The following is a 26,760-nucleotide window of genomic DNA, read 5'->3' on the forward strand; positions in this document are numbered from 1 at the left end:
CCACCAAGGGATCAGTCGATCTCGTGGTGGATCTGCTTCTGCAGGTAGAGCTCGATGCCGACCTTCTCGATCAGGCCCAGCTCGGTCTCCAGATGATCGATATGCTCTTCCTCGTCGTCGAGGATCTTGCGGAACAGATCACGCGAGGTGTAATCGCGAATCTGTTCGGCGTAGGCGATCGCTTCCTTCAGATCGCCATGTGCCTGGTGCTCCAGCGCCAGATCGCACTCGAGCATTTCCTTGGTGTTCTCGCCGATGCGCAGCTTGCCGAGGTCCTGCAGATTGGGCAGACCTTCCAGGAACAGGATGCGCTCGATCAGGGTATCGGCGTGACGCATCTCTTCGATGGACTCGTCGTATTCCCACTTGGCCAGGCGCTTGAGGCCCCAGTCCTTGTACATGCGCGCATGCAGGAAGTACTGATTGATGGCGACCAGTTCGTTGGCCAGTATGGTGTTGAGATGCTCGATGATCTTGGGATCGCCTTTCATGTCGCCATTCCTCTCTTGTCAGGGTTGCTTCCTGTCAGGGTTGCTGCTTGCGTCAGGTTCTCTACTGCGCCTGATGACGGCATGCATCAGCCGCAGCGCGGGCACGTCAGGCGCGCCCTATCGGTCAGGTGCGGCAAGTATGGCGCAAAAACATGATTTTTTCGAGACATAGCAACAAGTTATCGACTTTTAGGCGCAAATGGGAAAGATTGGTATCCGCGTTGTCATGTAGCGGCCGACATCGACTTGCCTGGCGCCCATGCGAAAACGCCCGCCACCCGGTCTTGAGACCAGGTGGCGGGCGTTTTCGCATGGGCGCGAGTCCTTGCCGGGACTCGACGAGAATGGATCACGCAGTAGTGGCCAGCGTGGTGACTGGGGTGTCAGTCGCCGGCAGGCGAGCCTCGGCTCAAGCCTGCGTCACACCGCGTAGGCGAGATCCTCTGCCGGCATCATTTCACGCGCGACCGCTTCGCGAGTGATGGTCTTGGCCATGCAGGCACATTTGCCGCACTGGGTCGCGCATCCGGTCTGCTCACGGACTTCGCGGAAGCTGCGCGCTCCCTGTTCCACGACTTCGCGGATCTTGTGGTCTGACACACCTTTGCACAGACAGACGTACATGGCTCACCTCGCTCACTCCAAGTGAGACAAATGTAAATGATTCGCAGAAACATGCGCAACACCTGACTGCAAAAAATTCTCATTCCCACGATATATCAAATACTTGGCGAGGCGGTTTCGGGCCGGTTTGCGGTTGCGGAACACACGATCTCTCAAGCAGGCCACATCAGGCTCACAAAGCGATTGCCGTGGGCAAAGCCAGCGCCGTATAAAGAATGATGGCCCGTGGATGACAGAAAGGTAGGGTTGCGATTTCACACGAGGCCGCTAGTATGTATAACGATTTTTTATGCAATTCGAAAAACAATCGCACCAAAACATAATGAGTCATCGCTAACCGATCACTCAGGCGGGTCACTCGAACGCAGCCCAGCTCCTCGCTCACGGGAAGCGCCGCGTCACGATGAAGGCAAATGACTGCCACGCCCCGCCAGGCAATCAGGAAAGAACATGAACAGGACACCGCAAGAGATTCCGTCGCTTCACCTCCTCATGGCCATGACCCGCATCGGCATGCCGATGATGGGCGCCATGCTGAAGCCGTGACCGGCCTGAATCCGTCTGCTGTTGCCCTATCTGCCGATTTCCGAACGCCAATCCGCAAGGAGCCCGATTTCATGTCAGTACAACTCGCCACCGCTGATCATCACGCCACGTCCCACCTGCCACTTGATCTGGACGCCGTCCGCGACGCCGGCAGCTGCTTTGGTGACCACCACCGCCTGCCGCTGACCCCGCTGCTGCGCAATCTCTATCGTGAAGCCCGCCGTGAAGGCCTGGTGGATGAGCATTGCAACGCGCGTGAGCTGATGAGTCATATCGCTCTGCCCCATGACCATGTGGTCACCCAGGAAATATCCGACCGTGTCTGGCGCTACAACGTCGGTTACTCCAACACCGGCGAGAGCACGGAACAGGGCGACCTGAGCGCGGCGCTGGACTCCCTGAACGAGCGTACCCTGGATGAGCCGCTGCCGGGTGCCCTGCAGCGCCTGACCGAATCCTGGCTGTACCTGCCGGGCGAGCTGGAAAGCCCACGTCAGGCCAGCGCCGACGTGCTGTGGCTCGACAAGCAGGGCCGTGCTCGCTACCGCCTGGATCAGGCGCGCCACTGGTTCGCCACCCTGCGCGATGAAGCCGTCGACATCGATGGCTGGCTGGCATGGCGCCTGACACACCTGCCGCTGACCAGCGCGCCGGTGCTCGATACCGTCAGCGCCTTCACGCGTCTGGCGCGCCTCGACCACGGTGGCCAGCGTCCGATCGGACAGCTGTCCTTCGTGCGCTACCGTGAGGGCGTGCGCCTGGAAGGCATGGGTACCGCGGTGATCGACCTGCCGCGCGAACTGCCCGAGACAGCGGCACAGGAAGACAGCCTGGTGGTGTCACGCGCCAGCGTGGAGCGCATCATCACGCGCCTGGATGACCTGCTGGGCGTCTGATCACGCCCTGCACTCGCGGAAAAGACAACGCCCCGCCAGTCGATGACTGGCGGGGCGTTGTCTTGTCTGACTGAGACCACTTTTGGCTGAGGTCACTTCTGGATGAGCTCACTGCTTTCCTGCACGGCGCACGCGCCAGAGGCGCTTCACTCGCGCCGCGGCTTGGGCACCACCACCACGCGAGTACCGGAGGCGATGTCCTGCCAGCTGCGCTGCTCAGGGTCCCACAGCTGCCAGACATACCCCAGTCCGCAGGTGCCCAGTGACAGCCCGGCAACCACGAAGCGTATCAGGCACTGCTGCAGCGTCGGGGCATGGCCCTGTGGCGTCTCGATGCGCAGCCGCCAGGCCTGCATGCCCAGCGTCATGCCACTGCGGCTCCAGCAGCCGCCGAAGAAGGCGAACATCGCCACCAGCAGCAGACTGCGGAACAGCGGCGACTGATTGGCCTCACCGCCATTGACGGCGACCCCGATGAAGCCCAGCACGATCAGCAGCGCCATCACGAGGAAGGCGTCATAGACCACGCCGCCCAGACGCCGCATCAGGCCCGCAGGGCGCGCTCCCTGCGGGTCGAGACGGCGGCGAGAGTGCGGGGCGCCCCTAGCCACTGCGCCGGATCAGCAGCAGGCCGATCACGTAACAGGCCAGCATCGGCGCCAGCACCGCCCAGATGGGCGCGAAGCCGAACACCACCGAGGCCGGGGCGAGCAGGTCCTGCAGATACTTGAACAGCAGGCCAACCACGATGCCGTAGAAGACCCGTGTCCCCGCCGCCACCGTGCGCAAGGGTCCGAACACGAAGGAGGCGGCCACCAGCACCAGCGCCGCCAGTGTCAGCGGCTGCAGAATCTTCTGCCAGAAGTAGAGCAGCGGCTGATTGGCCGACAGCCCCTGGTCCTGCAGGTAGCGGGAATAGCGCCATAGATCCGAGGCTGACTGCTGCTTGGGGTCGCTGATGACCAGCTTGAGCAGGTCCGGCGTCAGCTGGGTATCCCACTCGCGGGTCTCCTGCTGAGCCACCGTGGTGGCGCTCGGCTCGCCATCCCAGGACTCGAAGGTGGTGGTCTGCACTGCCTCCAGCGTCCAGCCATCGTCCTGCCAGACGGCGCGCCTGGCGTAGAGCGCCTGGGTCAGATGGCGCTCGTCATCGAAGCGATAGCGGGTGACGTTGAGCACCACATCATCGCTGCGAATCGAGCCGAATCGGTAGTAGTCGTTGCCCTCGCGCTGCCAGCCGCCACCTTCCGCGTAGACGGCACCTGCACCCTGCTGCTTCTCGGCGCGCCAGGCGTCGGCCTGCAGTTCGGTGACGGGGGCGACGTATTCACCGACCGCCATGGTGATGGCGATGACCAGCCCCAGCGGCTTCATCACGCCCCATAGAATGCGCGTCAGTGAACGACCGGCGGCACGCATGATGGTCAGTTCATTGCTCGAGGCCATGCTGCCCAGCCCGATCAGGGCGCCCAGCAGTACGCCGACCGGCACGAATTCGTAGAAGCGCGAGGGCAGACGCATCAGCAGATAGAGGAGCACTTCAAAGGCGCCATAGTCGCCTTTCACGTCCCCCAGATCATTGATGTAGGTGATCATCAGGTCGAGCCCGAGAATCAGTACCTGTACCACCAGCATGGCCACCAGCACATTGCGGGCGATGTAACGGTCGAGACGATCAAGCAGCATCAGCGGCCACCTCCGCGGTTGTCGCGCCAGCTCAGCCAGATGCCGAGCGCCAGATAGACGCCGTGAATGGGCCACAGACCAATGGCGGCCGGGTACTTCTCGGATGCGACGGCATTCTGCGCCGCGATCAACAGACTGAGATAGGTAATGTGCACGAAGATGGCCGGCAACAGACGCGCGAAACGCCCCTGACGCGGATTGACGCGCGCCAGCGGCAGACCGATCAGCATCAGGATCGGCACCATCAACGGCAGCGAGATGCGCCACTGCAGCTGGGCCCTGGCCTCCGGAAGATCGGAAGCCAAGAGCTGCGCCGTGGTCGCAAGCTCGATGTCTTCCTTGAGAGTCGCGGCATCCTGGCCCTCGGTGATGCGCACGCCGTAGCGATCAAAGCCCAGTCGCTGGGCGATCGCCTTGCCCGGTTCCACCCCGTAGCGCGTGCCGTCGCTCAACACCAGATAGCGGCTGCCGGTCTCGGGGCTGACTTCCTGGAAGGCACGCTCGGCGCGCACCACCGATTGGCTGGGATCGCTGTCGGGCGTGCTGGCGGCATTGCTGTCACCTGCCTCGGCGATGAAGACGTTTTCCAGCTCGCTGTTGTCATCGCTCATGCTCTCGGCATAGACGGTGCGATTGCCGATCTCCTGGAAGCGTCCCGCGCCGAGAATCGAGAAGTCGGTCTTCTGCTTCTGCTGCTCGAGCAACAGCTCATTCTTGAGCGCGCCAGCAGGCGTCAGATAGAGGCTGCAGGCCGCGACCAGCGCCGTGATCAACAGCGCCGGCAGCAGGGTGACACGCAGCAGGCGCTCAGGGCCGACGCCACAGGCGACCAGCACGGTGATCTCGCTGTTCATGTACAGCTGCCCGAAGGCCAGCAACACGGCAAGGAAGAAGGACAGCGGCAGCAGCAGCTCAAAGAAACTCGGCAGGTGATAGAGCATCAGGCTGCCGAGAATCGACGCCGGGAAATCCCCCTCCGCCGCATCACTGAAATAGCGGATGAATCGGCTGCCCATGATGACAAGCATCAGCACCCCGGCCACGGCGGCCATGGTGGTGAGTATCTCGCGTGTCAGGTAGCGGAAGATGATCAAGTGGAACTCCTGTTTCCCGCTCGCAAGCGAGCGTGTTGACCAGATCGATGATAGCCGGTGGAGGAATGGTCATGATCACATGAAGGCATCATCCCCCTCATGCATGGTGCGCAGCCTTTGCGTACACTGGCGGCACGGGTCTGAAGACTGGACGGGAGCGGCTCCCCCTCATGCAGCAGCATTATCCAGAAAGGATGCTGCCTTGTCGCGGCTCCAGGCATTGCCGTGGACAGCCTGACATGATGGACTGCCCTCACTCGTGCGTGCCAGCTCAGCTTGTCATGAGCGGTTTGCGCCCCCATCCAGACCATGACCCCGATGTCGCCGCGAGCCGGGCACGCCTGGCCTGGCGACATCCTTCATTCTTGTACTGTTCATCTTCGTACCCTCACTCGCGCGCGTGGAGTTGCCATGGAATTTCCTGTAGTCACTGCCAATCCGGCCCAGCTTGAAACCGCCTGCATCGTGGTACCTGTCATTGAGGGCGACCTCACCGGTGCTGCGGCACGACTCGACGATGCCAGCGAGAAGCTGATTTCCCAGCTGATCGAGCGCGGCGACTTCAAGCCCGAGCTCGGCAATACCCTGCTGGTGCCCTTCGCTCCGGGCCTCGGCGCTCAGCGCCTGCTGCTGGCCGGTTTCGGCAGCGAGGAAAAGCTCGACGAAAGCCGTTACAAGCGTGGCCTCGACGCCGCCATGACTGCCCTGCTCAAGCTGCCCGTCGAAGACGCGGCCTTCGCTGGCCTCGAGCTGAATCTCGAGCTGCGTGAGGCTGACTGGATGGCGCGCATGATCGCCGAGAGCGCACTGCGCACTGCCTATCGCTTCACCGAGATGAAGAGCAAGCCGGGCGAGCCAGTCTCTCTGACCCGCCTGAGCGTGGTTAGTGCCGACAAGCAGCGTCAGGCCGTACTGGAAGCCGGCCTGCGTGTCGGTGCCGCCATCGGCATGGGCGTCAATGAAGCGCGCACGCTGGGCAACCTGCCGGGCAACATCTGCACGCCGCGCTACCTGGGCGAGCGTGCCGAGCAACTGGGTGCCGCCTCGGATGGCGCCCTGAAAGTGACCGTGCTCGGTGAAGAAGAGCTCGAGGAGCTCGGCGCCCTGTCCCTGCTGTCGGTCGGCCGCGGCAGTGAAGAGCCGAGCCGCCTGATCGTGATGGAATACCGCGGCGCGGAAGACGAGAACGAAGCCCCGCACGTGCTGGTCGGCAAGGGCATCACCTTCGATACCGGCGGCATCTCGCTCAAGCCGGGCGCCGGCATGGACGAGATGAAGTACGACATGGGCGGCGCGGCCAGCGTGTTCGGCACCATGCGCACCGTGCTGGAACTCAAGCCCAAGCTCAACGTGGTAGCCATCGTGGCCAGCGCCGAGAACATGCCGGACGGCCGCGCCACCAAGCCGGGCGACATCATCAAGACCCTGAAGGGTCTGACCGTCGAAGTCCTCAACACCGACGCCGAAGGTCGTCTGGTGCTGTGCGATGCGCTGACCTACGCCGAGCGCTTCGAGCCGGCCAGCGTCGTCGACATCGCCACCCTGACCGGTGCCTGCGTCATCGCTCTGGGCAACCACGCCACCGGTCTGATCTCCAATGATGATGACCTGGCACTCGACCTGCTTGACGCCGGCGAAGAAGCCTGGGACCGCGCCTGGCACATGCCGCTGTGGGACGAGTATCAGACGCAGCTGGATTCCAACTTCGCCGACATCGCCAACATCGGCGGTCGCGAAGCCGGCATGATCACCGCAGGTTGCTTCCTGTCCCGCTTCGCGGACACCTTCCCGTGGGCGCATCTGGACATCGCCGGCACCGCCTGGATGTCCGGCAAGCAGAAAGGCGCCAGCGGCCGCCCGGTAGGCCTTCTGACCCAGTACCTGCTGGATCGCGAAGCGGAACTCAGCGCCCCGCAGGAAGAGACCGTCTGAGGCTTCGCATGCTCTCGATAGCGTGCTAGCGTTGAGACACGCGGGTCGCGACGCCACTCGGCACCGCTGACCCGAGAGGTCCTATAAAAATGACTCGACCCCCGGCGTTCCGCGTCGGGGGTCTCGCTGCTACGGAGACACCCACGTGACCAAAGGCTTCGACGTCCGCGCGTCCACGCAACCGGCGGATGCTGCCGTTCGTGACACCATTCTGGCCAATCCCGGTTTCGGCCGTCACTTCAGCGATCACATGGCCCATGTACGCTGGACCACCGACGGCGGCTGGCACGGCCATGAAGTCCGCCCCTACGGCCCGCTGAGCCTCGACCCCGCCGCCTCGGTACTGCACTACGCCCAGGAAATCTTCGAAGGTATCAAGGCCTACCGTCATGAAGACGGCTCGGTGTGGACCTTCCGCCCCGAGAAGAACGCCGCACGTTTCCGCAACTCCGCCCGCCGCCTGGCACTGCCGGAGCTGTCCGACGAGGACTTCGTCGGCTCGCTCAAGGCCCTGCTCGCGCAGGACAGCGCCTGGGTACCGACCCCGGCCAGTGTCAGTGACGAATGCAGCCTCTATCTGCGTCCGTTCATGATCGCCAGCGAAGCCTTCCTCGGCGTGCGTCCGTCGCGTGAAGTCGATTACTACGTGATCGCCTCACCGGTAGCGGCCTACTTCAAGGGCGGCATCAAGCCGGTCTCCATCTGGCTGTCCTCGCACTACAACCGTGCGGCCGCCGGCGGTACCGGTTTCGCCAAGTGCGGCGGCAACTACGCGGGTTCACTGGCCGCGCAGAGCGAAGCCTCCGCCAATGGCTGTGACCAGGTCGTGTTCCTGGACGCCGCCGAGAACAAGTGGGTCGAGGAACTGGGCGGCATGAACCTGTTCTTCGTCTTCAAGGACGGCCGTCTGGTCACGCCGCGCCTGACCGGCACCATTCTGGAAGGTGTCACCCGTGACTCCATCCTGACCATGGCGACCGACCTGGGCCTGACGCCGGAAGAGCGCCCGATCAGCATCGACGAGTGGCGTGAAGGCATCGCCTCCGGCGAGATCACCGAGGTGTTCGCCTGCGGCACCGCCGCCGTCATCACCCCGGTGGGCGAGCTGGTCAGTGAAGAAGGTCGCCTCGACCTGACCGCCAACGCCGGTGATGTCGCCATGCGTCTGCGCAGCCAGCTGCTGGACCTGCAATACGGTCGCGCTGAAGACACGCGTGGCTGGATGACGCGCCTGGCTTAAGTGCGAGGAACAAGCCCTCGAGCCTGCCCCTGTGGCTTGAAGGATGACCAAAACCCCAAGGCCCGCCTCGAAAGAGGCGGGCCTTGGGGTTTCTGGCGCACGGATATCTGACTACGGAAAGACGTCAGGGGAGGCAGGCTGCATCGAAGCCGCGCGGCGAGTGCGGTATCCTGAGCGCTCGAGAATTCCTTGCCCGAGCGGTGCCCATGACCCAGATCGACTTCTACATCCTGCCCGACACCACGCTGGAAGCCCGGCTGGAATTCGCCTGCCGGCTGGCCGAGACCATTCACTCCAAGGGCTTTCGCCTGCATGTGCATGTCGAGGACGAGGCGATGGCACGTCAGTTCGATGAACATCTGTGGCAATTCCGCCCGGAAAGCTTCGTGCCCCATGCGTTGGATATCGATCTCGACATGGCCGCCCGCGAGGCCGAACACGCCGATGACGTGCCGCGCCCGCCGGTCACCATCGGCTGGCAGGACGCCCCGGCGCCGGGTATCGAGGCGCTGCTCAACCTGCACCCCGAGATTCCCGAGTGGTTCTCACGCTTCGAGCGCGTCGCCGAGATTATCAATCAGCATCAGGATGTGCTGGTAACCAAGCGCGAATGCTGGCGCACCTACAAGTCGCGCGGTTATGCCGTGCGCTCGCATCAGCTCAAGGGCGTCGGCTGAGCGACACGCCATGCGTCAGCGGTCCGTATTGCAGGCACGCTGGTAGTTGTCCATCAGATGCGTCATCCAGCGTTCGATATCGGCCATGCCCGGTGGACTTTCACCGCTGTCGAAGAAGGCCTCGGGCAGGCCGCCTGCGGCTTCGCTGGCGTCACGCTCCCCGATACGCACGGCCCACAACGGCAGTTCGCGCGGCATGCGCTGGATCTCGGCGAACAGCGCTGCAACGTTCATGTCAGGCACATCGCCGAAGATGACCAGACACGGGCTGATATCTCGCACCAGGCGCAACGCCTGGGCTGCACTGTTGGCGATGATGATCTCCAGATTGGCGACGTGACTGCCGATCACCTCGAGGCGCAGGCGGTCCTGCGCCCGTGTGCTGATCACCAGCCAGCGACAGGGCACCGGCAATACCTTCTCCGCCGACCACGCCGCCTGGACGACGCGCTCATGGGCGCTGACATCCGCCAGTGGCAACCAGACCCGGAAGCTGGCGCCCTCGCCCAGTTCGCCCCGCGCCGTGATATCACCGCCCATGCGGCGGGCAAGCTCCCGCGACAGCGCAAGCCCGAGCCCGGTACCCTCGATGCCTGAATCTTCACGCCCCAGACGCGAGAACGGCTGGAACAGCTGGACCGCCTGCGCGGAATCAAAGCCGAAACCGCCATCGGTGATTTCCACCCAGCCCATCTCCACCCCGCTGGCATTGCGCTCCTGGCCGATGGCCAGGCGAATCCACCCTCCCTCGCGATTGTACTTGATGGCGTTGCCCATCAGGTTGCCGAGAATCTGATCCAGTCGACGCTGGTCGGCATTCAGCCACAGTGACTCGCCTTCCAGTGCCAGCGATAGCGTCAGATTGGCACTCTCCAGGCGCGGCTGATATTGCCCCGCCAGCCGTATCAGCTTCTGGCCCACCGAGAGGGGTTGGCAATCCAGCGGCAGGTCACCAGCCTCCAGACTCGACATCTGCAGCACGTCCTCGATCAGCGCCGACAGCTGTGCCGCCGCATGACTGGCCTCATCCACGTAGCGGCGCTGCTCGCGGGTCAGGTCGGCTTCCTCACAGAGCAGGTCCGTGAAGCCCATGATGGCATTGAGCGGGGTGCGAATCTCGTGACTGAAACTCGAAAAGAAACGCGACTTGGACTGGCTGGCCTCGGTGGCACTGTCGCGGGCCGCCTCCAGCAGCTTGAGCGACTGCTTGTGGCGCTGGATGTCCAGCGCAAGCCCGGTCGCGCGCTGTGGCCGGCCCTCATGATCACGCCGGGTGATCTGGCCGCGAATCTGCACCCAGACCCAGTGACCACGCGCATGCCGATAGCGGACGTCACGTGCCTCGGCCCAGCTCTCACCGTGCATGACTCGCCAGCGCGCCTCGAGCAGACCGACGAGGTCTTCCGGGTGCGTCATGGCGTCAAGGTCCGCCAGATGCATGCTGGCGCGGACCGGCAGTCCCAGCATCAGGAAGAAATTCTCGTGCAGGTAGAGATCGTCCTGTTCGAAGTCATAGCGCCAGGTGGCATCGCCGGAGGCCGCCATCACCATCTCGACGTGCCGCGCACCTTCGGCGCGTTCAAGCTCGATCTGATCGCGCCGCTGGGCCGCTTCGCGCAATGCCTCGCCGGCCTGGTCCAGCTCCTGCAGCTGGAAGCGCTCGCGAATTACGGGCTGGCCGCGACCGATGCGCAGTGCCATGTCGCTGAGGCGTGCCAGTGATTCGGACAGGGTGGCCGCCATGGTCTCGGCCCGCCAACGCATCACCACCAGCAGGGCGAAGAAGAACAGGATCAGTCCCACCAGCATCACGTAGCCCAGCTGGTTGAAACGCTCATTCCAGATATCGATGCCGCTGTTCACCTGCTGCGCATCCACCACCGCCAGCAACCGCCAGTCGGTGCCCGGCACCGATTGCCAGCCGACCAGCCGCTCACCGGCGAGCAAGGAAACGCTGCGCACGCCCTGCGCCTCATCCGAGATGCTGCGCAGCAGATGCGCCATGGCCGGGGAGTTCTCGACATCATGCGCCGTATCGAGGAAGCGATCGTGCAGCAGCGGCATCGGCACCACTTCGGGATCGGGCTGGGGGCCGAAATCCTGCTCGCCGACATGCGGCATGGCCATGACGACATCGTCACTCACCAGAATCAGATAGGCGCCCCAGGGCAGCTCGGCATTTTCGAGCCGCTCGACCAGAGAATCGAGGGTGACATCGATCCCGACCACGCCTTCGAGGAAGTCGCCGCGATGGACCGGCATCAGCGTCGAGACCAGCCAGCCGCTGCCGACCGGGTCCTGGTAGGGCGGCGTGATGACGGCGCCACGACTCGGGTTGTTGCGGTCATCCGCCAGGTAGTAGAAGCCGTAGCTGGTGAGGTCGACGCCGGGCGTGAAGATGTTGCGGGTATCGGTCCACGGCAACATGCGGAAATAGCCATCGTAGCCGGAGAACCAGATCTGGCGCAGCTCGGGTTGCGTGGCGAGCATGTCCGACACCTGAGCGTCCATTGCCGAGAGGCGCACCACCTTGTCGTGGTCCTGCAGATAGCTGGGCACCAGCGAGGAGTAGTAGGAGCCGGCGCCACCATCATTCCTGGCGACGTACAGGGTGCCGTCGCCCGCGCTCATGTGGCGCTTCAGCTCCTGCTCGCGCTGGCGGGCCGTCACGGGGGTATCCATGTGACGCAGAGCACTGCGCGCCAGCTGGCGGGCATCGCTGCGCCAGTCGTCCGCCAGCAGGCTGATATGCTCTGCCTCGTAATGGGTCAGCTGCTCGAGCTGGGTATTCACCCGCTCACTGCGCGTGGAGTCCTGCTGCCCGGAGACCAGCCAGTGCAGCACCAGATAGCAGCCCAGCAGCGCCACCTCGAGCACCAGCAATGGCACCAGCGCATGACGCAGCAGCTCATGCCAGACCCAACGACGAGTCGGACGAGGGGTACCGTCCGTGGGGCGAGGCTTGGACATTGCGGCTCCGCGAGCGTGAGAAAATGGGAAGTGTGCGAGGCGGCAAGCCTCGGCCTGATGAGGTCGCAACAGGATACGGCATCAGTGCGTGGATGTTGCCTGCTTTATGAAAACTGCGTCTGCCGGACGCCACGAGGGCCTGCCCGCCAAGACCGAATGACGCCCGACATCAGCGGCGCTATAATCGAGCCCATTTTCTGCCTGCGCTGACCGCTCCTTGAGCCGGCGCGGGACGCCCCGCCCAACCGGATCAATGCAGACCCATGGACAAGACCTACCAACCGAACGCCATCGAGACGCGCTGGTACGAGCGCTGGGAATCCGACAACCGCTTTGCGCCATCAGGCCAGGGCGAGAGCTTCTCATTGGTCATCCCGCCGCCCAACGTTACCGGCTCCCTGCACATGGGCCATGCCTTCCAGGATTCCATCATGGACACCCTGGTCCGCTGGCGCCGCATGCAGGGTCGCAACACCCTGTGGCAGGTAGGCACCGACCACGCCGGTATCGCCACCCAGATGCTGGTCGAGCGCAAGGTCGCCGCCGAAGAAGGCAAGACCCGCCATGATCTCGGCCGTGAAGCCTTCACCGACAAGATCTGGGAGTGGAAGGAAGAGTCCGGCGGCAACATCACCCGCCAGCTGCGTCGCATGGGCACCAGCATCGACTGGAGCCGCGAACGCTTCACCATGGATGACGGCTTCTACAAGGCGGTGCAGGAAGTCTTCGTGCGCCTGCACAAGGAAGACCTGATCTACCGTGGCAAGCGTCTGGTCAACTGGGACCCGACCCTGCACACCGCGATTTCCGATCTCGAGGTCGAGAACCGCGAGCAGCAAGGCAGCTTCTGGCACTTCCGCTACCCGCTGGCCGATGGCGTCAAGACCGCCGATGGCAAGGACTACGTCATCGTCGCCACCACGCGCCCGGAAACCCTGCTGGGTGACACCGGCGTGGCCGTCAATCCCAAGGATGAGCGCTACGCGAGCCTGGTCGGCAAGTTCATCGAACTGCCGCTGGTCGGTCGCCGCATCCCCATCGTCGCCGATGAACACGCCGACATGGAAAAGGGCTCCGGTTGCGTCAAGATCACCCCGGCCCACGACTTCAATGACTACGAAGTCGGCAAGCGTCAGGGCCATCTGCTGATCAACGTGATGAGCCAGGATGCCACCATCCTGGAGCGCGCCGAGATCTATGACCTCCAGGGCCGTCCGCAGCCCCAGGAAGACGCCAGCCTGCCGGGGGCCTACGCCGGCCTGGATCGCTTCGTCGCCCGCGAGAAGCTGGTCGCCGACATGGACGCGCTGGGCCTGCTGGAGCAGGTCGAGGCCGTCAACAACACTCTGCCGCACGGTGACCGCTCCGGCGATGTCATCGAGCCGCTGCTGACGGACCAGTGGTTCGTGGCCGTCGAGGAGCTGGCACGCCCGGCCATCGAAGCGGTCGAGAACGGCGACATCGAGTTCGTGCCCAAGAACTACGAGAACATGTACTTCGCGTGGATGCGTGACCTGCAGGACTGGTGCATCTCGCGCCAGCTGTGGTGGGGCCACCGCATTCCGGCCTGGTATGACAACGACGGCAACGTCTATGTCGGCCGCAATGAAGAAGAAGTCCGCGCCGAGAACCACCTGGGTGCCGACGTCGAACTACGTCAGGACGAAGACGTCCTCGACACCTGGTTCAGCTCCGCGCTGTGGACCTTCGGCACCCTCGGCTGGCCGGCGGATACAGAAGAACTCAAGACCTTCCACTCCACCGACGTGCTGGTCACCGGCTTCGACATCATCTTCTTCTGGGTGGCGCGCATGATCATGTTCACCCTGAAGTTCAAGGGTGAAGTGCCGTTCCGCAAGGTCTATGTGCATGGTCTGGTGCGCGACAGCCTCGGTCAGAAGATGTCCAAGTCCAAGGGCAACGTCCTCGACCCCATCGACCTGATCGACGGCATCGGTCTGGATGAGCTGGTCGAGAAGCGTACCGGCAACATGATGCAGCCCAAGAAGGCCAAGGCGATCGCCAAGGCCACACGCAACGAGTTCCCGGAGGGCATCGAACCTCACGGCACCGATGCGCTGCGCTACACCCTGCTGTCACTGGCCTCCACCGGGCGTGACGTGAAGTTCGACATGGGCCGTCTCGATGGCTATCGCAACTTCTGCAACAAGCTGTGGAACGCGGCACGTTACGTGCTGATGAATGCCGAGGACCAGGATTGCGGCGTCAACGGCGAAGCCGTCGAGCTGTCGCTCGCCGATCGCTGGATCATCGCGCGCCTGCAGCAGACCGAGCAGCAGGTCACCCGCGCGCTGGAAGAGTTCCGCTTCGACCACGCCTCCCAGGCGCTCTACGAGTTCATCTGGAACGAGTACTGCGACTGGTATCTGGAGCTGTCCAAGCCGGTTCTGTGGGACGACAACGCCAGCATCGAAGCCAAGCGCGGCACGCGTCGCACCCTGGTGCGCGCCCTCGAGACCATCCTGCGTCTGATCCACCCGATGATGCCATTCATCTCCGAGGAGATCTGGCAGCGTATCGCACCGCACGCCGGCAAGACGGTGGAAGGCGAGAGCATCATGAGCCAGGCGTGGCCGCAGGCCGAAGCCGACCGGATCGATGAGCAGGCCATCCGCGATATCGAGTGGCTGAAAGGCATCATCATCGCCATCCGCAACGTGCGCGGCGAGCTCAACCTGTCACCGGCCAAGCCGCTGGAAGTCTTCCTGCAGAACGGCGCAGCTGGTGATGCCGAGCGCCTGGAAGCCAACCGCCTGTTCCTCTCCAAGCTGGCACGTCTGGAAAGCATCACCTTCCTGGCGGCAGGCGACGAAGCCCCGATGTCCGCCATCCAGCGCGTCGGTGAGCTGGAAGTGCTGGTGCCGATGGCAGGCCTGATCGACAAGGAAGCCGAGCTCAAGCGCATCGACAAGGAGCACGAGAAGCAGCAGAAGGTCATCACCGGCCTCGAGAACAAGCTCGGCAACGAGAAGTTCGTCGGTCGTGCACCGGCTGATGTGGTCGAGAAGGAGCGCGCCAAGCTGGCCGATGCCCAGGCGGAACTTGCGCTGCTGGAAAGCCAGCGCGTCAAGATCGAAGCGCTGTAAGTCACGCTCGCGCTTCACGCAAGCAAAAGCCCCCTGCACCGAACGGTGCAGGGGGCTTTCTCGTTTCTGGCAGCCCGCTCGCGAGTCGCCATCCCGAACGCGCCGAGCAATTACTCGGCGGCACCCTCCAACGGCATGAAGGTCGCCAGCAGATAGCCGGTGTCATCCATCACCCGCAGCCGAGCGCTCTCACCACTGCCGATGATCTGATAACTGGCCACTTCCTCGAGCATGCGATTGAAGGCGTTGGACTGCTCGGGGTTGGGGCACATCTTCATGGTCGAGGCCAGCGGACCGATATCCAGCGTCTGACGCGACTCATCCAGCACCACCGGCCCCATCAGGCGGTTGCAACCATTGCTGCCGACCAGGCGCAGACGATCATCCTCCTCGTCTGCCAGCTGCTGCTGGCTGGGGGGCTGCAGCAGGAAGTTGGCGGCCTCTTCACCGTTATCCGTGGCGGAGAAACTCCATTGGGTGCCCACCAGGGCAGGGGCACCCGATGATGCACCGCCCTGCGGATGCTGTGTCATGGCCGCGCAGCCAGCCAGCAAGGAGATAGCGAACCCCACGGAGGTATAACGCGATAGACGACGCACGGTAACAGACATGGATGACTCCTGTGGCGCCCGTCGGTGGCACTGCCGGCAACGGCAGTCACCCGACAGACGGAAAGAACGATGGGTAAGGAACTGACATGGCAGCAAGAGTAGCGATCATGCGCACGGCTGTCATGAACGAAAGGCCCTCACGACATGCGCTTGAGTGTCACCTTCCGGACTGCGCCAGCTTGCCACAAGCGCGATGGACGCAACCATCTGTCCACCTCGTCAACTTTGAAAACAGTGTTTTCAAAGCGGTGCCTGCTCTAGAATTTCGACCAGATCACCACTCAGCGTCGCCTGCCCCGAGTCCTCTGACCACCGAGCTACGGACCTGAGTGAGCCTGTCCCGAAATGAGCCCCGCAGAGCTGACACGACATGACTCCCGCTGCCCCCGATACCCCTTCCTTGCACGCCGCTGATACTGCGCCTTTACAGCGAGTCAGTGGTTCGCAGCAGGCCCCGCACGTGCAACCCTCGCCCCCGCCCCGCCCGCTCAGGACGCAGACGGGATTCAACCTGCGACGGCTGGTGCTCCTGAATGCGCTGGGAGTGGCGCTGCTGGCGTGCTGGTGGATACCGGCGCTGGATTTCTGGCCCACTCTCGACAGCGATGTCTTCTGGAGCTTCAACCAGTTCATCACACCGCTCAATCCACGCTGGGACACGCTGCTCGGCATTCTGAACACGCGCGCCTTCGACGCCGTGGCCTTCGCCATGATGGGAGTATTGTTCTGCTGGGCGATGCTCAATGATCAACAGCCTGCCCGCTACCGCCGCTGGACCAGCATCGGCATCACCATGCTGCTGACGGCGGGCCTGCTCTCGCTGTTCGTGCTGCGCGCCATCAGCTATGGCCATGCCAGCCCGACGCGCTTCTTCAGCCACGCACAGCATCTCTCCGAACTGGTGTCCTTCAAGACCAAGGACTCGGCGTCGAACAGCTTCCCGGGGGATCACGGCCTGATGCTGATGGTATTCGCGAGTTTCATGCTGGCCTTCGCACCGCGCCGCATCGCCCTGTGCAGCCTGGCGTTCGTGGTACTGCTGAGCGCTCCACGGATCATGGTTGGCGCTCACTGGGTCAGCGATGTCTATCTGGGCTCGCTCAGCATTGCACTGATCGCGTTGCCCTGGGTGCTGTGCACACCACTGGCGACCACCATTGCCCGTGGCATGGAGAACGCGCTGGCCCGATTGAAGCAGAGCTCCTGATCAAGAGCAGCACTCGTGAAATGGCAGGGGGAAAAGCGGAAACGAGCGCATGTCAGCCAACGAGGGGTGTCCGCGAGAAAGGGCTGGAGTCCTTGTGGTGCCGCTTTTCCTGGCGGTCATCCTCCTTGTCGCGAGCGCCCTCCTCCATGGCCTCTGCCTTGCCAAGTCCGCCGCCGTCATTGCCGGGAGGTGGAGGGCTGACATCGGCCGTGGCAAAGCCTGTCATCTCATGTTCCCCACCGGCCACCACCTGATCACGCCCATTGCGCTTGGCGTGATACAGCCGCCTGTCGGCCAGCTGCATCAGCTCATCCAACGAATCGACTTCATGACTGATGGCAACGCCGATGGAAACCGTGATCGGTACCGGCGTGCCGGCGAAGACCGGAGGGGATTTGGCCAGCAGGGAGCGCATGCGTCCCGCCACGGAGATGGCTTCGGTACGCCCGATGCGCGGCAGCAGCACCAGGAACTCCTCTCCCCCGACACGTCCGGCGCGATCGCCCTGACGTAGTGTGGCCGTCAGCAGGCGGCCCAGATGGCGCAGTACTTCATCACCGACGGCATGACCATGCAGGTCATTGACGCGCTTGAAGTTGTCGGCATCCAGCATCAAGACCGCACAGGGCACTCCGTCACCCCACCAGTCCTCGGCATGGCGCAATATCTGGCGGCGATTGAGCAATTCGGTCAACTCATCACGACTGGCATCCTTCAGATACTGGCGCTCGAAGTGTTCGGTAAGCGCCAGCATGCGCCACAGGAAGGTGACCATCATCAGGAAGACCGCGAACAGGTTGGCAGACTGCAGCATCCAGGCCCGCAAGAGTTCTCCCTCATACAGTACCGGCGAGACCATCAATGCCGAGACAGCCGCCATGAACAGCATCAGCGTCGTCACCACACGAATGCGCGGCGCCAGCGGTGCCAGATGAATACCGGCCATCACGATGAAGAAATAGTACTCATAGCCCGCCGAGAGCCCGAAGCAGAAAACCGAGAGCCAGGCCATCAGCGTCAAGGCGCTCATCATCAGGGCCAGGCCCAGCGTCAGCTGATGCGCCCGATGCATCATCACGCCCAGCACGGACACGAGTGCCATGATGCCGCTGACGAATGCCAGCCGCGGCTCGTTGAAGAGAGTGAAGAAGGGAACCCACATCACGAAGAGGCCCATCAGCATCAGATAGACCCAAAGATAGGCATGGTAGAAACGACGATGCTCCACGGCGAGCAATCGTGGTTCATGACGTAGCCAGGCACTTGTGACTCTTGGCATCAGGCAGTCCTTGCCAGCTAGGCAGTGTCCGCGTGGCAGTCCCTCACGCGAGTGCAGAAGGTGCAACATCGCGGCAGGCGGGCAGCAGGAAAAAGGAAGAAGGTATACCTGCCTGCCGCGATGACACTCCACTAAGGCCGAGCACGATATGTCACACATCATGCTACGGGGCTTATGAACTTCATTACATCATAAGCCCTGCTGGGCGATGCACCAGTCGTAATTCGGCTATTGCGTTGCCTGGATGCGACGCTTACGCGCACGTCAATATGCGACCTTGCTTGCTTACCAGCTGCCAGTATTGCTCATGGAGGCCCAGGGTTCCTGCGGCTCAAGGGCGTCACCGGCCTGCAGCAGCTCCAGCGAAATCCCATCCGGGCTTTTCACGAACGCCATGTGGCCGTCACGCGGCGGGCGGTTGATGGTCACGCCGTTGTCCATCAGATGCTGACAGGTAGCGTAGATATCCTCGACGCGATAGGCCAGATGGCCGAAGTTGCGCCCACCTTCGTATTCCTCCGGGTCCCAGTTATGGGTCAGCTCCAGCATCGGCGCCTTCATCTCACGGGCTCGTTCGGCATCCTGCGCGGCTGCCAGGAAGATCAGCGTGAAGCGGCCCTTCTCGGAATCCTTGCGCGAGATCTCGACCATGCCGAGCAGGTCACAGAAGAAATGCAGTGAAGCGTCGACATCACGGATACGCAGCATGGTGTGCAGATATTGCATGGATCACTCTCTTGAACGGTGGCTGAGGCAACACTGAAGATGGAAAAGGCGTGGCCGAGCGTAGCGGGCTCGGCGCAGGGATATTCTAGACACGCGACTGCCGCGCGACGAGTCTCCTCGCGGCACGGCAGTGTGGCGATGCATGCACCCTGCTGCTGGCGTCTCGCGCCATCAGGCGATGCGTGAACTGCGCTCCAGGCGTACGGGCACCGCCTTGGAGGATGGCGTGCCGGTATCAGCGCCGTGACTTTCCAACGCGACCAGTACGTTGGTTTCGGGATAGTAGGCCCCGATGCAACCGGCCGGGATGTCGTACTCGACCAGACGGAACTGCGGCGCACGCCGTTCGCTGCCGTCCGGACGCGGCTCACCGAGCATGTCGACCCAATCACCATCGGCCAGCCCCAGTCGCGCCAGGTCTTCGCCATTGATGAAGATCACCCGCCGCTGACCGGATACGCCACGATAGCGGTCGTTGTAGCCGTAGACGGTGGTGTTGTACTGATCGTGACTGCGCATGGTCTGCAGCGTCAGCCAGCCGTCACGCCGCGCCAGCTGTTGATGTATCACCGACTCCGGCAGCGGCATGTGCGAGAACTCGGCCAGGCCGCTGGAGGTCCGGAAGGCAAGCTCGCGCACCGGATTGGCAAGGTGGAAGCCGCGCTTGTGTGCCAGTCGTGCATTGAAGTCCGCGAAGCCGGGGATGACCGCCGCGATCTCGTCACGGATCAGATCATAGTTCTCGCTCAAGGCCTGCCAATCGACCGGATCACGGACACCTCGCGCCGGCAGTACGCGCGCCAGGGTGGCACGCGCGATCGCCGCGATGATGCCGGGCTCGGAGCGCAATTCAGGGCTGGCCGGCGCCTTGATACCGACGCTGGAGTGCACCATCGACATCGAGTCCTCGACGCTGATGTGCTGGGAAGCCACCTGTGAGGAACGATCGATCTCGCTGCGACCGAGACACGGCAGAATCAGCGCATCGGTCTGCTTGCCCATCACCAGATGACTGCGATTGAGCTTGGTGCTGATCTGGACGTTGAGCTCGAGGTTGCGCATCGCGGCCTCGGTTCGCTCGCTGTCCGGCGTGGCACGCGTGAAGTTGCCGCCCAGCGCGATGAAGGTCTTCGCCTTGCCCTGCTCCAGCGCCGCCAGGCTCTCCACGGTGTTGTAGCCCGGCGTACGCGGCATGCTGACGCCGTAGCGCGCTTCCAGCGCATCGATCAGCCAGGTGGGCGCCTTCTCGTCGATGCCCATGGTGCGATCGCCCTGGACGTTGGAATGACCACGTACCGGACAGGCCCCGGCACCGGGGCGACCGAAGTGCCCCCCGAGCAACAGCAGATTGACGATCTCCCGCACACTCTGGACGGCATGCAGATGCTGGGTGATGCCCATTGCCCAGGTGCAGATGACGTTGTCGGCGCCAGCGAAGATGGCTGCCGCCTCCTCGAGCTGAGCGCGCGTCAGGCCGGACTGGTCCTCGAGGGTTGCCCACTCGGTCGACTCGACCAGCGCCTGCCAGTCCTCGACGCCCCGGGTATGCGCCTCGATGAAGCTGGCGGCGCGCGTGAATTCGCCCCGCGCCTCCATCGCGAACAGCGCCTTGGCCATGCCACGCACCGCCGCCATGTCGCCGCCCATGCGCGGCTGGTAATAGCGATGGCTGATGGGCTGGCTGGAGAGGGTCATCATCTCCAGCGGCGACTGCGGGTCGGCAAAGCGCTCCAGCCCCCGCTCACGCAGCGGATTGAAGCTGACGATGCGCGCGCCACGCCGTGAGGCACGCCGCAGATCGCCCAGCATGCGCGGGTGATTGGTGCCGGGGTTCTGACCGAACACGAAGATGGCATCGGCATGCTCGAAGTCCTCCAGCAGCACCGTGCCCTTGCCGACGCCGAGACTCGCCTTCATGCCGACGCCGCTGGCCTCGTGACACATGTTGGAGCAGTCGGGGAAGTTGTTGGTGCCGAACAGACGCACGAACAGCTGGTAGAGATAGGCCGCCTCGTTGCTGGCACGCCCCGAGGTATAGAACAGCGCCTCATCCGGCGACGTCAGCGCGCTGAGATGCTCGGCGACAAGCGCGAAGGCCGCGTCCCAGCTGATCGGAATATAGCGATCACTGGCCGCGTCGTAGCGCATCGGCTCGGTCAGGCGGCCCTGATCCTCGAGCATGAAGTCGTCCCAGCCCAGCAGCTCCGTGACGGTATGCTGAGCAAAGAAGCGCGGTGTGACACGCTTGGCGGTCACTTCCCAAGCCACCGCCTTGGCACCGTTCTCGCAGAATTCGAAGGAGGAGCCGTGTTCCGGGTCCCCCCAGGCACAACCCGGGCAGTCGAAGCCCTTGTCCTGATTGGCCTTGAGCAGGGAGCGCACGCTCTTCCACGGCGCCCTGGAGTGACTGACATGCTGACCGACGCTCTTGAGCGCGCCCCAGCCACCCGCCGGCCCGGAATAGGCGGCAATGCGCGGATGACGCGTCTGTTGCGCATCCTCACGGGGCAGGCTGGCAGACGCCGGCTCGGGCGTCTCGATCTCGGGGGCTGCAGTCTCGGTCATGTCAGGGTCCAGTGGCTAGAAGGAACAGGAGCTAGGATAAACAGGGGCGATCAGCGTGACCGCTGAGCAGTTCGAGTCGACGCCCGCGGTGGGCACAGACCAGATTTAGGTCGCAGGCGCGGGCGGTCTCGACGGCGAGGCGCGAGGGCACCGCGAGGGTGATCAGGGTCGGAATGCGCGCACGGATGGTCTTCTGCACCAGCTCCAGGCTGCAGCGGCTCGACACCAGCAACGCCTCGGGCCACACACCGCTGTCGAGACTCATGCCGATCACGCGGTCCAGCGCATTGTGGCGACCGATATCGGCGCCCTGCGAGATCAGACCCCCTTCGGCGTCCAGCCCCAGCGCCAGATGCATGCCGCGGCGCGTGGCGCGCTCCAGACGTTCCAGCCCGCGCATCAGTGCATAGGGCGCCAGCGCTGCCCGTGGCGGCAGACGCATGAGTCCCGCCATCAGCTCCGCTTCGTCCTGCACGCCACAGGCGCCGCAGCTCGAGACACTGCTCTCACGTCGCTGATGCCGCTCGGCCTTGCGCGCCAGCGAGTCACTGACCTCAAGACGCACCGCCAGCCCATGACGCAGCCGCGAGAGATGGATCGCCAAGACCTCGTCACGCTGCGTGATCCAGCCCGCCGTGAAGGCATGCCCCAGCGCCAGTGGCTCAAGGGCCTCTGGGCTGGCCAGCAAGGTGCCCATCGCGGTGTCATTGAGCGCCAGACTCACCGGCAGCTCCGATGGGCCATCCAGCTCGCGCAGCGGCACCTCGCGGGCGTCCGCGTAGCCTGCAGCGCCTGGCGCTTGTTGATAGAGCGAATCTTTCATTACGGCTCTCCGTGGCGCAGAGGCGTGGCGAGAATGGTGCGCGCAACCCTCACCCTACCTCTGCGCAATATGGGAACATCCTACCGTCATGCCGTGAGGGCGACCAATTGAACCGAGCCGCCAATTGATAGAAACCGCCAATGAAGATGGCGTCATGCCGGTGACAGGCACGCGGGCCATCGCGGTGGGCGAGAAATTCGCACGCGAGTCGCGTAAAATGCGTCGCCGACCCTTGAGGGTGCTCCTGCTGACGCGATATCACCCGCTCGCCGGCCGCTCTCATCTCTCGATCATCCTGCTCCGGATTTACGTTCCGGCCCGCATGAGGACCTTCGCATGACCGACACTCCCGACCTGACTGCCACGCCTGATCAGGCCAGCACCCCGCAGCTGACCAGCACGACTGCCTCCGCCCGCCCCAGCCCGCTGGCGCCACAGCATGTGGTCTGCGCGCTCTACAAGTTCGTCACCCTCGAGGACTTCGAGGCGCTGCGCGACCCGCTGCTGGCGGTGATGCACGAGCACGCCATCCGCGGCACCCTGCTGCTGGCCCGCGAAGGCATCAACGGCACCGTGTCCGGCTCACGCGCCGGCATCGATGCGCTGCTCGCCTGGCTGACCAGCGACCCGCGCCTGGCCGAGCTCGACACCAAGCAGTCACTGGCCGAGCAGGCACCCTTCCTGCGTGCCAAGGTCAAGCTCAAGCGCGAGATCGTCACCATGGGCGTCGAGGGCATCGATCCGCGTCACACCGTCGGGACCTATGTGGAGCCGAAGGACTGGAATGCGCTGATCTCCGATCCTGAGGTGCTGCTGATCGACACGCGCAATGACTATGAAGTGGAAGTGGGGACCTTCGCCGGAGCCGTCAACCCGAACACCACAGCCTTCCGTGATTTCCCGGACTACGTCTCGCGTGAGCTGGACCCGAAACAGCACCGCAAGGTGGCGATGTTCTGCACCGGCGGCATCCGCTGCGAAAAGTCCACAGCCTATCTCAAGGAGCAGGGCTTCGATGAGGTCTATCACCTCAAGGGCGGTATCCTGAAGTATCTGGAAGAGGTGCCCGAGGAAGAGACCCTGTGGCAGGGCGAGTGCTTCGTGTTCGATGAACGCGTCACCGTCGACCACCAGCTGCGCCCTGGCCAGTACGACCAGTGCCATGCCTGCCGTCTGCCGATCACCGAGGAAGACAAGCAGAGCGAGCGCTACCAGAAAGGCGTCAGCTGCCCGCGCTGCTACGACAAACTGAGCGATGCCCAGAAGGCGCGCTTCGCTGAGCGCGAGAACCAGATTCGTCTCGCCAGAGAGCGTGGCGAAGCTCATCTGGGCATGGACGCCGTCGCCCAGATGCAGGCACGCCGGGATGCCAAGCAGCAGCAGCGTGAAGCCGCCCGCCGTGCCGCGCTGGAAGCCAGCAAGAAGGCCAGCGAGAAGTCCGGCAAGTAGATCTGCCAATAGATCTGCAAGCAAGCCGGCAGGAAGCGCTGATAGCAGCCAACGCCGCTTTCGCTATCCGAACACCCCGTCTCGACGGGGTGTTCTGCGTTGCAGGCTCGCTCAACCGGCCACACCCGATGGCTGAGGTAGCGAACGCAGCAGCTCAAGCACGGCCTCCAGCCGTCGGCTACGCTGCTGACCACTGCGCCACAACAGCCCGACCGTCTCGCCCTCCCCGGGCAGTCGGCGCGCGATCAGCTTTTCACCAAGCCGCGAATCGGCCAGGTTCTCCGCCAGCACGCTGACCCCCAGACCAGCCTCCAGCATCACGCCGAGGCCGGAAATCGAATTGGCCTCCAACAAGGGCGAAGGCTGCAGCCCCAGCAGCTCGAACTGCTGATTGAGGCGTCGCCGCTGCTGCATCTCCGGCGTCAACAACACCAGCGGATAGTCACGCAGACACTCCCACTGCGGCGCGTCGGGCAGGCGGAAATGCGCCTGACTGGCGATCAGGGCCGAATGCTCCTGATAGAGCGGTCGACAGGCGAAGCCGCTCATGGCCGGCGCCGCGGGGTAGCCGACCGCGAGATCCAGCTCGCCATCCTCGAGTCCCTGGGCCAGCGATGACGTCGACAGCTCGCGCAGGCGCAGCGAGAGCTGTGGAAAGGCCTCGCGCAGCCGCGGCAGAAACTCGCCGACCGCCGCCAGCGCCGACGGCACCACGCCCAGTGACAGGCGGCCGGTCAGCACCGCGTCCGGCGACAGGTCTCCCTTCAGTTCATCCAGTTCGGCAAGAATGCGCCGTGCGTGGGTCAGCACGCGCTCCCCTTCCGGTGTGAAGCCCTCGAAGCGGTGGCCGCGTATTATCAGCGCCGTGCCCAGCTCCTCCTCGAGCTGCTTGAGGCGCGCCGACAACGTCGGCTGGGTGACATGGCAGACTCGCGCTGCGCGACCGAAATGGCGCTCACTGGCCAGCGCGACCAGAAAACTCAACTGTCGATGATCCATGTCGGGCCCTTGGCTCGCGGTGGAGGGAGTGACGCACGCCGGGGACGCATGCCGTCAGCGGTATGATGACGCAAGGCGGCCCGTCAGTCAGCACGCCTGCATGTCTGCATGTCTGGCGATCAGACACGAAAACGCCCGGCGCGATGGCCGGGCGTTGGATATCACCACTATCCGGGGCGTCGCTTATTGAGCGGCGTCCTGGACAGCTTCGCCAGCGTGCTCGACATCCTGGCCAGCACCGTCAACGGTGTTGCAGCCGGAAAGCGCTGCCAGAGTGAAGAAAGAGGCGAAGATGAGTGCAATGGTGCGGGACATGGTCATGCTCCTTGCGGTAGTGAATATCGAGAAATCTCATGAAGACGCCAGTTCCTGCGCCTCTCCCCTCATACCTTGGGCCGCCCCATGGGCTTTCAAGGGGTGAGATTCATGTTTTGTTCACTCACCGCCCATGTCATGGACAGTGCCATCAACTGGCCGATTCCTCGATGGAACCCCCAAGGTGTTCGAGATCTTCCCCGAAACCTTCCACGGTATTGCAGCCACCCAACAGCAGGCCGAACAGCAGCGCGGTGCCAGTCATCATCATGAATCGTCGCATGGGCATTCCTCTCTCTCGGGCAATCAGCTGGCGGCGTTGTCGATCGAACCGCCCAGATGCTCCAGGTCCTTGCCGAAACCGGCCACGGTATTGCAGCCGGCCAGACTCACACTGGCCACCAACAGGGCAGCCACCATCAAACGCGTCATTCTCATCACTTCCCTTCCTGATCAACGGCCAACGAAGGTGAGACACCCTCACTGGCCGAAGGTGCCAACACTCAACGATTTACCAGCAGAATCTTGCCCAGCGCCTCGCCGGATTCCAGCAGCTCGTGCGCCTTGGCCACGTCACGGAAACTGAACTGGTGCTCGTCGAGCAGCGGACGAACCGCACCGGCCTCCAGCATCTCGCTCAAGGCATTGAGCAGCTCCGGCTGGTCGTCCATGCCGATACCGGTCAGCAGCGGCACCGAGCGGAAGATGACGTGCAGCGACAGGTTCTTGGCGTGCAGCTGGGTCAGATCGTGGGTCGAGCGGGTATTGATGGAGCACAGACGGCCGGAGGTCGCGGTGGCCTCGATGGAGCGATCCAGGTTATCCCCACCGACGGTGTCGAAGACCAGATCGAAGCCACGCCCGGAGGTCAGGCGAGTCACGTAGTCCGCGACCGCTTCCTCGCGGTAGTTGATGATCTCGTCGGCGCCCAGCTGGCGCGCCAGATCCGCCTTGGCTTCGCTGGACACGGTGGTGGTGACATGCGCGCCGAGATACTTGGCGATCTGTACCGCGACATGGCCGACGCCGCCGGTGCCGGCGTGGATCAGCACGTGCTCGCCTTCCTTGACCTGACCGCGCGAGACCAGCGCCGTCCAGGCCGTCAGGAACACCAGCGGCAAGGCCGCGCACTCTTCCAGCGTCAGCGCCGCCAGGCTCGGGCGCTTCACGATCACCCGGGTGTCGGCGATCATGTAGTCCGCCAGAGCGCCCTGCCAGCCCTTGACGCCACCGGCACAGCCCAGCACTTCATCCCCGACGGAGAAGTCCGTCACGCCTTCGCCGACGGCATCGATCACCCCGGAGACATCGCCATTGAGAATGGCCGGGAATTCCGGGTGCGACTTGACCAGCCCGCTGCGCAGCTTGGTCTCGATGGGATTGATGCTGGAAGCCGTCACCTTGATACGCACCTGCCCCCGCGCCGGTGTCGGGGTCTCCAGTTCGCGCTCGACGAACACTTCGGGACCGCCGTACTGCTCGATGACCATGGCTTGCATGAGGAAAGACTCCTGAACGATGAA

Annotated in this window: 23 protein-coding genes; 7 read left to right on the plus strand and 16 right to left on the minus strand. The window is 63.7% G+C overall.

Translation table 11 applies throughout. The annotated features are described in order from the left end of the window. Positions 1-11: 11 nt before the first annotated feature. Both bfr and QQF40_RS04425 read right to left on the minus strand, forming a co-directional pair. Positions 12-491 carry a bacterioferritin gene (bfr, locus tag QQF40_RS04420; protein ID WP_131431198.1) on the minus strand — a complete coding sequence of 160 codons (480 nt, stop codon included), beginning with the start codon at positions 489-491 and terminating at the stop codon, positions 12-14. A gap of 420 nt (positions 492-911) precedes the next feature. Continuing rightward, positions 912-1,115: a bacterioferritin-associated ferredoxin gene (locus QQF40_RS04425; protein WP_043333196.1), complete on the minus strand. Its 204-nt coding sequence runs from the start codon at positions 1,113-1,115 to the stop codon at positions 912-914. Between the two features lie 617 nt (positions 1,116-1,732). Here QQF40_RS04425 and QQF40_RS04430 point away from each other — a divergent pair. Beyond that, entirely contained in the window at positions 1,733-2,557 is an 825-nt protein-coding gene (locus tag QQF40_RS04430) for a hypothetical protein (RefSeq protein ID WP_285460559.1), read from the plus strand. 146 nt (positions 2,558-2,703) lie between these two features. Here QQF40_RS04430 and QQF40_RS04435 read toward each other — a convergent pair whose 3' ends face one another. From QQF40_RS04435 to lptF, 3 genes are read right to left on the minus strand one after another with little or no spacing between them, the layout of a single operon-like run. Beyond that, on the minus strand, positions 2,704-3,168 hold the full coding sequence (locus QQF40_RS04435; protein WP_282627884.1) for an RDD family protein: 465 nt from the start codon (positions 3,166-3,168) through the stop codon (positions 2,704-2,706). Next, positions 3,161-4,243, minus strand: a complete 1,083-nt coding sequence (gene lptG / locus QQF40_RS04440) for an LPS export ABC transporter permease LptG (RefSeq protein ID WP_285460560.1) — start codon at positions 4,241-4,243, stop codon at positions 3,161-3,163. Before lptG ends, QQF40_RS04435 begins: the two co-directional genes overlap by 8 nt. Further along, positions 4,243-5,337, minus strand: a complete 1,095-nt coding sequence (gene lptF / locus QQF40_RS04445) for an LPS export ABC transporter permease LptF (RefSeq protein WP_285460561.1) — start codon at positions 5,335-5,337, stop codon at positions 4,243-4,245. The genes lptG and lptF overlap by 1 nt, the downstream gene beginning before the upstream one ends. A 411-nt stretch (positions 5,338-5,748) precedes the next feature. On the opposite strand from lptF, the gene QQF40_RS04450 reads away from it, so the two are divergent. The 3 genes from QQF40_RS04450 (at position 5,749) to QQF40_RS04460 (ending at position 9,186) form a co-directional block, all read left to right on the plus strand. Beyond that, entirely contained in the window at positions 5,749-7,269 is a 1,521-nt protein-coding gene (locus QQF40_RS04450) for a leucyl aminopeptidase (RefSeq protein ID WP_175090024.1), read from the plus strand. 145 nt (positions 7,270-7,414) lie between these two features. Then, complete coding sequence (locus QQF40_RS04455; RefSeq protein WP_285460562.1) at positions 7,415-8,509, plus strand: branched-chain amino acid aminotransferase; 1,095 nt, start codon at positions 7,415-7,417, stop codon at positions 8,507-8,509. 206 nt (positions 8,510-8,715) lie between these two features. Next, positions 8,716-9,186 carry a DNA polymerase III subunit chi gene (locus tag QQF40_RS04460; RefSeq protein WP_175090026.1) on the plus strand — a complete coding sequence of 157 codons (471 nt, stop codon included), beginning with the start codon at positions 8,716-8,718 and terminating at the stop codon, positions 9,184-9,186. 15 nt (positions 9,187-9,201) lie between these two features. Here QQF40_RS04460 and QQF40_RS04465 read toward each other — a convergent pair whose 3' ends face one another. Continuing rightward, positions 9,202-12,156, minus strand: coding sequence for a cache domain-containing sensor histidine kinase (locus QQF40_RS04465; RefSeq protein ID WP_285460563.1), 2,955 nt, complete (start codon positions 12,154-12,156; stop codon positions 9,202-9,204). Positions 12,157-12,419: 263 nt separating this feature from the next. On the opposite strand from QQF40_RS04465, the gene QQF40_RS04470 reads away from it, so the two are divergent. Continuing rightward, positions 12,420-15,263, plus strand: a complete 2,844-nt coding sequence (locus QQF40_RS04470) for a valine--tRNA ligase (protein WP_285460564.1) — start codon at positions 12,420-12,422, stop codon at positions 15,261-15,263. A 110-nt stretch (positions 15,264-15,373) separates the two neighbouring features. On the opposite strand, the gene QQF40_RS04475 is transcribed toward QQF40_RS04470, so the two are convergent. Next, positions 15,374-15,874 (minus strand): META domain-containing protein, encoded by a 501-nt coding sequence (locus QQF40_RS04475; RefSeq protein WP_285460565.1) that lies wholly within the window; start codon positions 15,872-15,874, stop codon positions 15,374-15,376. A 460-nt stretch (positions 15,875-16,334) separates the two neighbouring features. Between QQF40_RS04475 and QQF40_RS04480 the strand changes: the two genes are divergently transcribed. Next, positions 16,335-17,081 carry a phosphatase PAP2 family protein gene (locus QQF40_RS04480; RefSeq protein WP_285460566.1) on the plus strand — a complete coding sequence of 249 codons (747 nt, stop codon included), beginning with the start codon at positions 16,335-16,337 and terminating at the stop codon, positions 17,079-17,081. A 52-nt stretch (positions 17,082-17,133) separates the two neighbouring features. On the opposite strand, the gene QQF40_RS04485 is transcribed toward QQF40_RS04480, so the two are convergent. From QQF40_RS04485 to QQF40_RS04500, 4 genes are all read right to left on the minus strand, one after another. Further along, a complete protein-coding gene (locus tag QQF40_RS04485) occupies positions 17,134-18,360 on the minus strand; it encodes a GGDEF domain-containing protein (RefSeq protein ID WP_285460567.1) in 1,227 nt (408 codons plus the stop codon). A 285-nt stretch (positions 18,361-18,645) separates the two neighbouring features. Next, complete coding sequence (locus tag QQF40_RS04490) at positions 18,646-19,086, minus strand: VOC family protein (protein ID WP_175090031.1); 441 nt, start codon at positions 19,084-19,086, stop codon at positions 18,646-18,648. Positions 19,087-19,257: 171 nt separating this feature from the next. Next, positions 19,258-21,651, minus strand: coding sequence for an FdhF/YdeP family oxidoreductase (locus tag QQF40_RS04495; protein WP_285460568.1), 2,394 nt, complete (start codon positions 21,649-21,651; stop codon positions 19,258-19,260). 31 nt (positions 21,652-21,682) lie between these two features. Further along, positions 21,683-22,474 (minus strand): formate dehydrogenase accessory sulfurtransferase FdhD, encoded by a 792-nt coding sequence (locus QQF40_RS04500; RefSeq protein ID WP_175090033.1) that lies wholly within the window; start codon positions 22,472-22,474, stop codon positions 21,683-21,685. Between the two features lie 336 nt (positions 22,475-22,810). Between QQF40_RS04500 and trhO the strand changes: the two genes are divergently transcribed. Beyond that, positions 22,811-23,923, plus strand: a complete 1,113-nt coding sequence (gene trhO / locus QQF40_RS04505; protein ID WP_285460569.1) for an oxygen-dependent tRNA uridine(34) hydroxylase TrhO — start codon at positions 22,811-22,813, stop codon at positions 23,921-23,923. 111 nt (positions 23,924-24,034) lie between these two features. Here trhO and QQF40_RS04510 read toward each other — a convergent pair whose 3' ends face one another. From QQF40_RS04510 to QQF40_RS04530, 5 genes are all read right to left on the minus strand, one after another. Next, positions 24,035-24,922, minus strand: a complete 888-nt coding sequence (locus tag QQF40_RS04510) for a LysR family transcriptional regulator (protein WP_285460570.1) — start codon at positions 24,920-24,922, stop codon at positions 24,035-24,037. A gap of 183 nt (positions 24,923-25,105) precedes the next feature. Further along, positions 25,106-25,237, minus strand: a complete 132-nt coding sequence (locus tag QQF40_RS04515) for an entericidin A/B family lipoprotein (protein WP_043333217.1) — start codon at positions 25,235-25,237, stop codon at positions 25,106-25,108. Between the two features lie 151 nt (positions 25,238-25,388). Further along, a complete protein-coding gene (locus QQF40_RS04520) occupies positions 25,389-25,520 on the minus strand; it encodes an entericidin A/B family lipoprotein (protein ID WP_107335644.1) in 132 nt (43 codons plus the stop codon). A 23-nt stretch (positions 25,521-25,543) separates the two neighbouring features. Then, positions 25,544-25,675 carry an entericidin A/B family lipoprotein gene (locus QQF40_RS04525; RefSeq protein WP_084589348.1) on the minus strand — a complete coding sequence of 44 codons (132 nt, stop codon included), beginning with the start codon at positions 25,673-25,675 and terminating at the stop codon, positions 25,544-25,546. A 65-nt stretch (positions 25,676-25,740) separates the two neighbouring features. After that, a complete protein-coding gene (locus QQF40_RS04530) occupies positions 25,741-26,736 on the minus strand; it encodes a zinc-dependent alcohol dehydrogenase family protein (RefSeq protein WP_285460571.1) in 996 nt (331 codons plus the stop codon). Positions 26,737-26,760: the final 24 nt, after the last annotated feature.

The sequence above is a fragment of the Cobetia sp. LC6 genome (genome assembly GCF_030264805.1).
Taxonomy (GTDB): Bacteria; Pseudomonadota; Gammaproteobacteria; order Pseudomonadales; family Halomonadaceae; genus Cobetia.

Bases quoted from the DNA above. Each gene is read 5' to 3' on its own strand.
- bfr (WP_131431198.1), bottom strand. From the start codon at position 491: ATGAAAGGCGATCCCAAGATCATCGAGCATCTCAACACCATACTGGCC.
- QQF40_RS04425 (WP_043333196.1), bottom strand. From the start codon at position 1,115: ATGTACGTCTGTCTGTGCAAAGGTGTGTCAGACCACAAGATCCGCGAA.
- QQF40_RS04430 (WP_285460559.1), top strand. From the start codon at position 1,733: ATGTCAGTACAACTCGCCACCGCTGATCATCACGCCACGTCCCACCTG.
- lptG (WP_285460560.1), bottom strand. From the start codon at position 4,243: ATGCTGCTTGATCGTCTCGACCGTTACATCGCCCGCAATGTGCTGGTG.
- QQF40_RS04450 (WP_175090024.1), top strand. From the start codon at position 5,749: ATGGAATTTCCTGTAGTCACTGCCAATCCGGCCCAGCTTGAAACCGCC.
- QQF40_RS04460 (WP_175090026.1), top strand. From the start codon at position 8,716: ATGACCCAGATCGACTTCTACATCCTGCCCGACACCACGCTGGAAGCC.
- QQF40_RS04465 (WP_285460563.1), bottom strand. From the start codon at position 12,156: ATGTCCAAGCCTCGCCCCACGGACGGTACCCCTCGTCCGACTCGTCGT.
- QQF40_RS04470 (WP_285460564.1), top strand. From the start codon at position 12,420: ATGGACAAGACCTACCAACCGAACGCCATCGAGACGCGCTGGTACGAG.
- QQF40_RS04475 (WP_285460565.1), bottom strand. From the start codon at position 15,874: ATGTCTGTTACCGTGCGTCGTCTATCGCGTTATACCTCCGTGGGGTTC.
- QQF40_RS04485 (WP_285460567.1), bottom strand. From the start codon at position 18,360: ATGCCAAGAGTCACAAGTGCCTGGCTACGTCATGAACCACGATTGCTC.
- QQF40_RS04490 (WP_175090031.1), bottom strand. From the start codon at position 19,086: ATGCAATATCTGCACACCATGCTGCGTATCCGTGATGTCGACGCTTCA.
- QQF40_RS04495 (WP_285460568.1), bottom strand. From the start codon at position 21,651: ATGACCGAGACTGCAGCCCCCGAGATCGAGACGCCCGAGCCGGCGTCT.
- QQF40_RS04500 (WP_175090033.1), bottom strand. From the start codon at position 22,474: ATGAAAGATTCGCTCTATCAACAAGCGCCAGGCGCTGCAGGCTACGCG.
- trhO (WP_285460569.1), top strand. From the start codon at position 22,811: ATGACCGACACTCCCGACCTGACTGCCACGCCTGATCAGGCCAGCACC.
- QQF40_RS04510 (WP_285460570.1), bottom strand. From the start codon at position 24,922: ATGGATCATCGACAGTTGAGTTTTCTGGTCGCGCTGGCCAGTGAGCGC.
- QQF40_RS04515 (WP_043333217.1), bottom strand. From the start codon at position 25,237: ATGTCCCGCACCATTGCACTCATCTTCGCCTCTTTCTTCACTCTGGCA.
- QQF40_RS04520 (WP_107335644.1), bottom strand. From the start codon at position 25,520: ATGCGACGATTCATGATGATGACTGGCACCGCGCTGCTGTTCGGCCTG.
- QQF40_RS04525 (WP_084589348.1), bottom strand. From the start codon at position 25,675: ATGAGAATGACGCGTTTGATGGTGGCTGCCCTGTTGGTGGCCAGTGTG.
- QQF40_RS04530 (WP_285460571.1), bottom strand. From the start codon at position 26,736: ATGCAAGCCATGGTCATCGAGCAGTACGGCGGTCCCGAAGTGTTCGTC.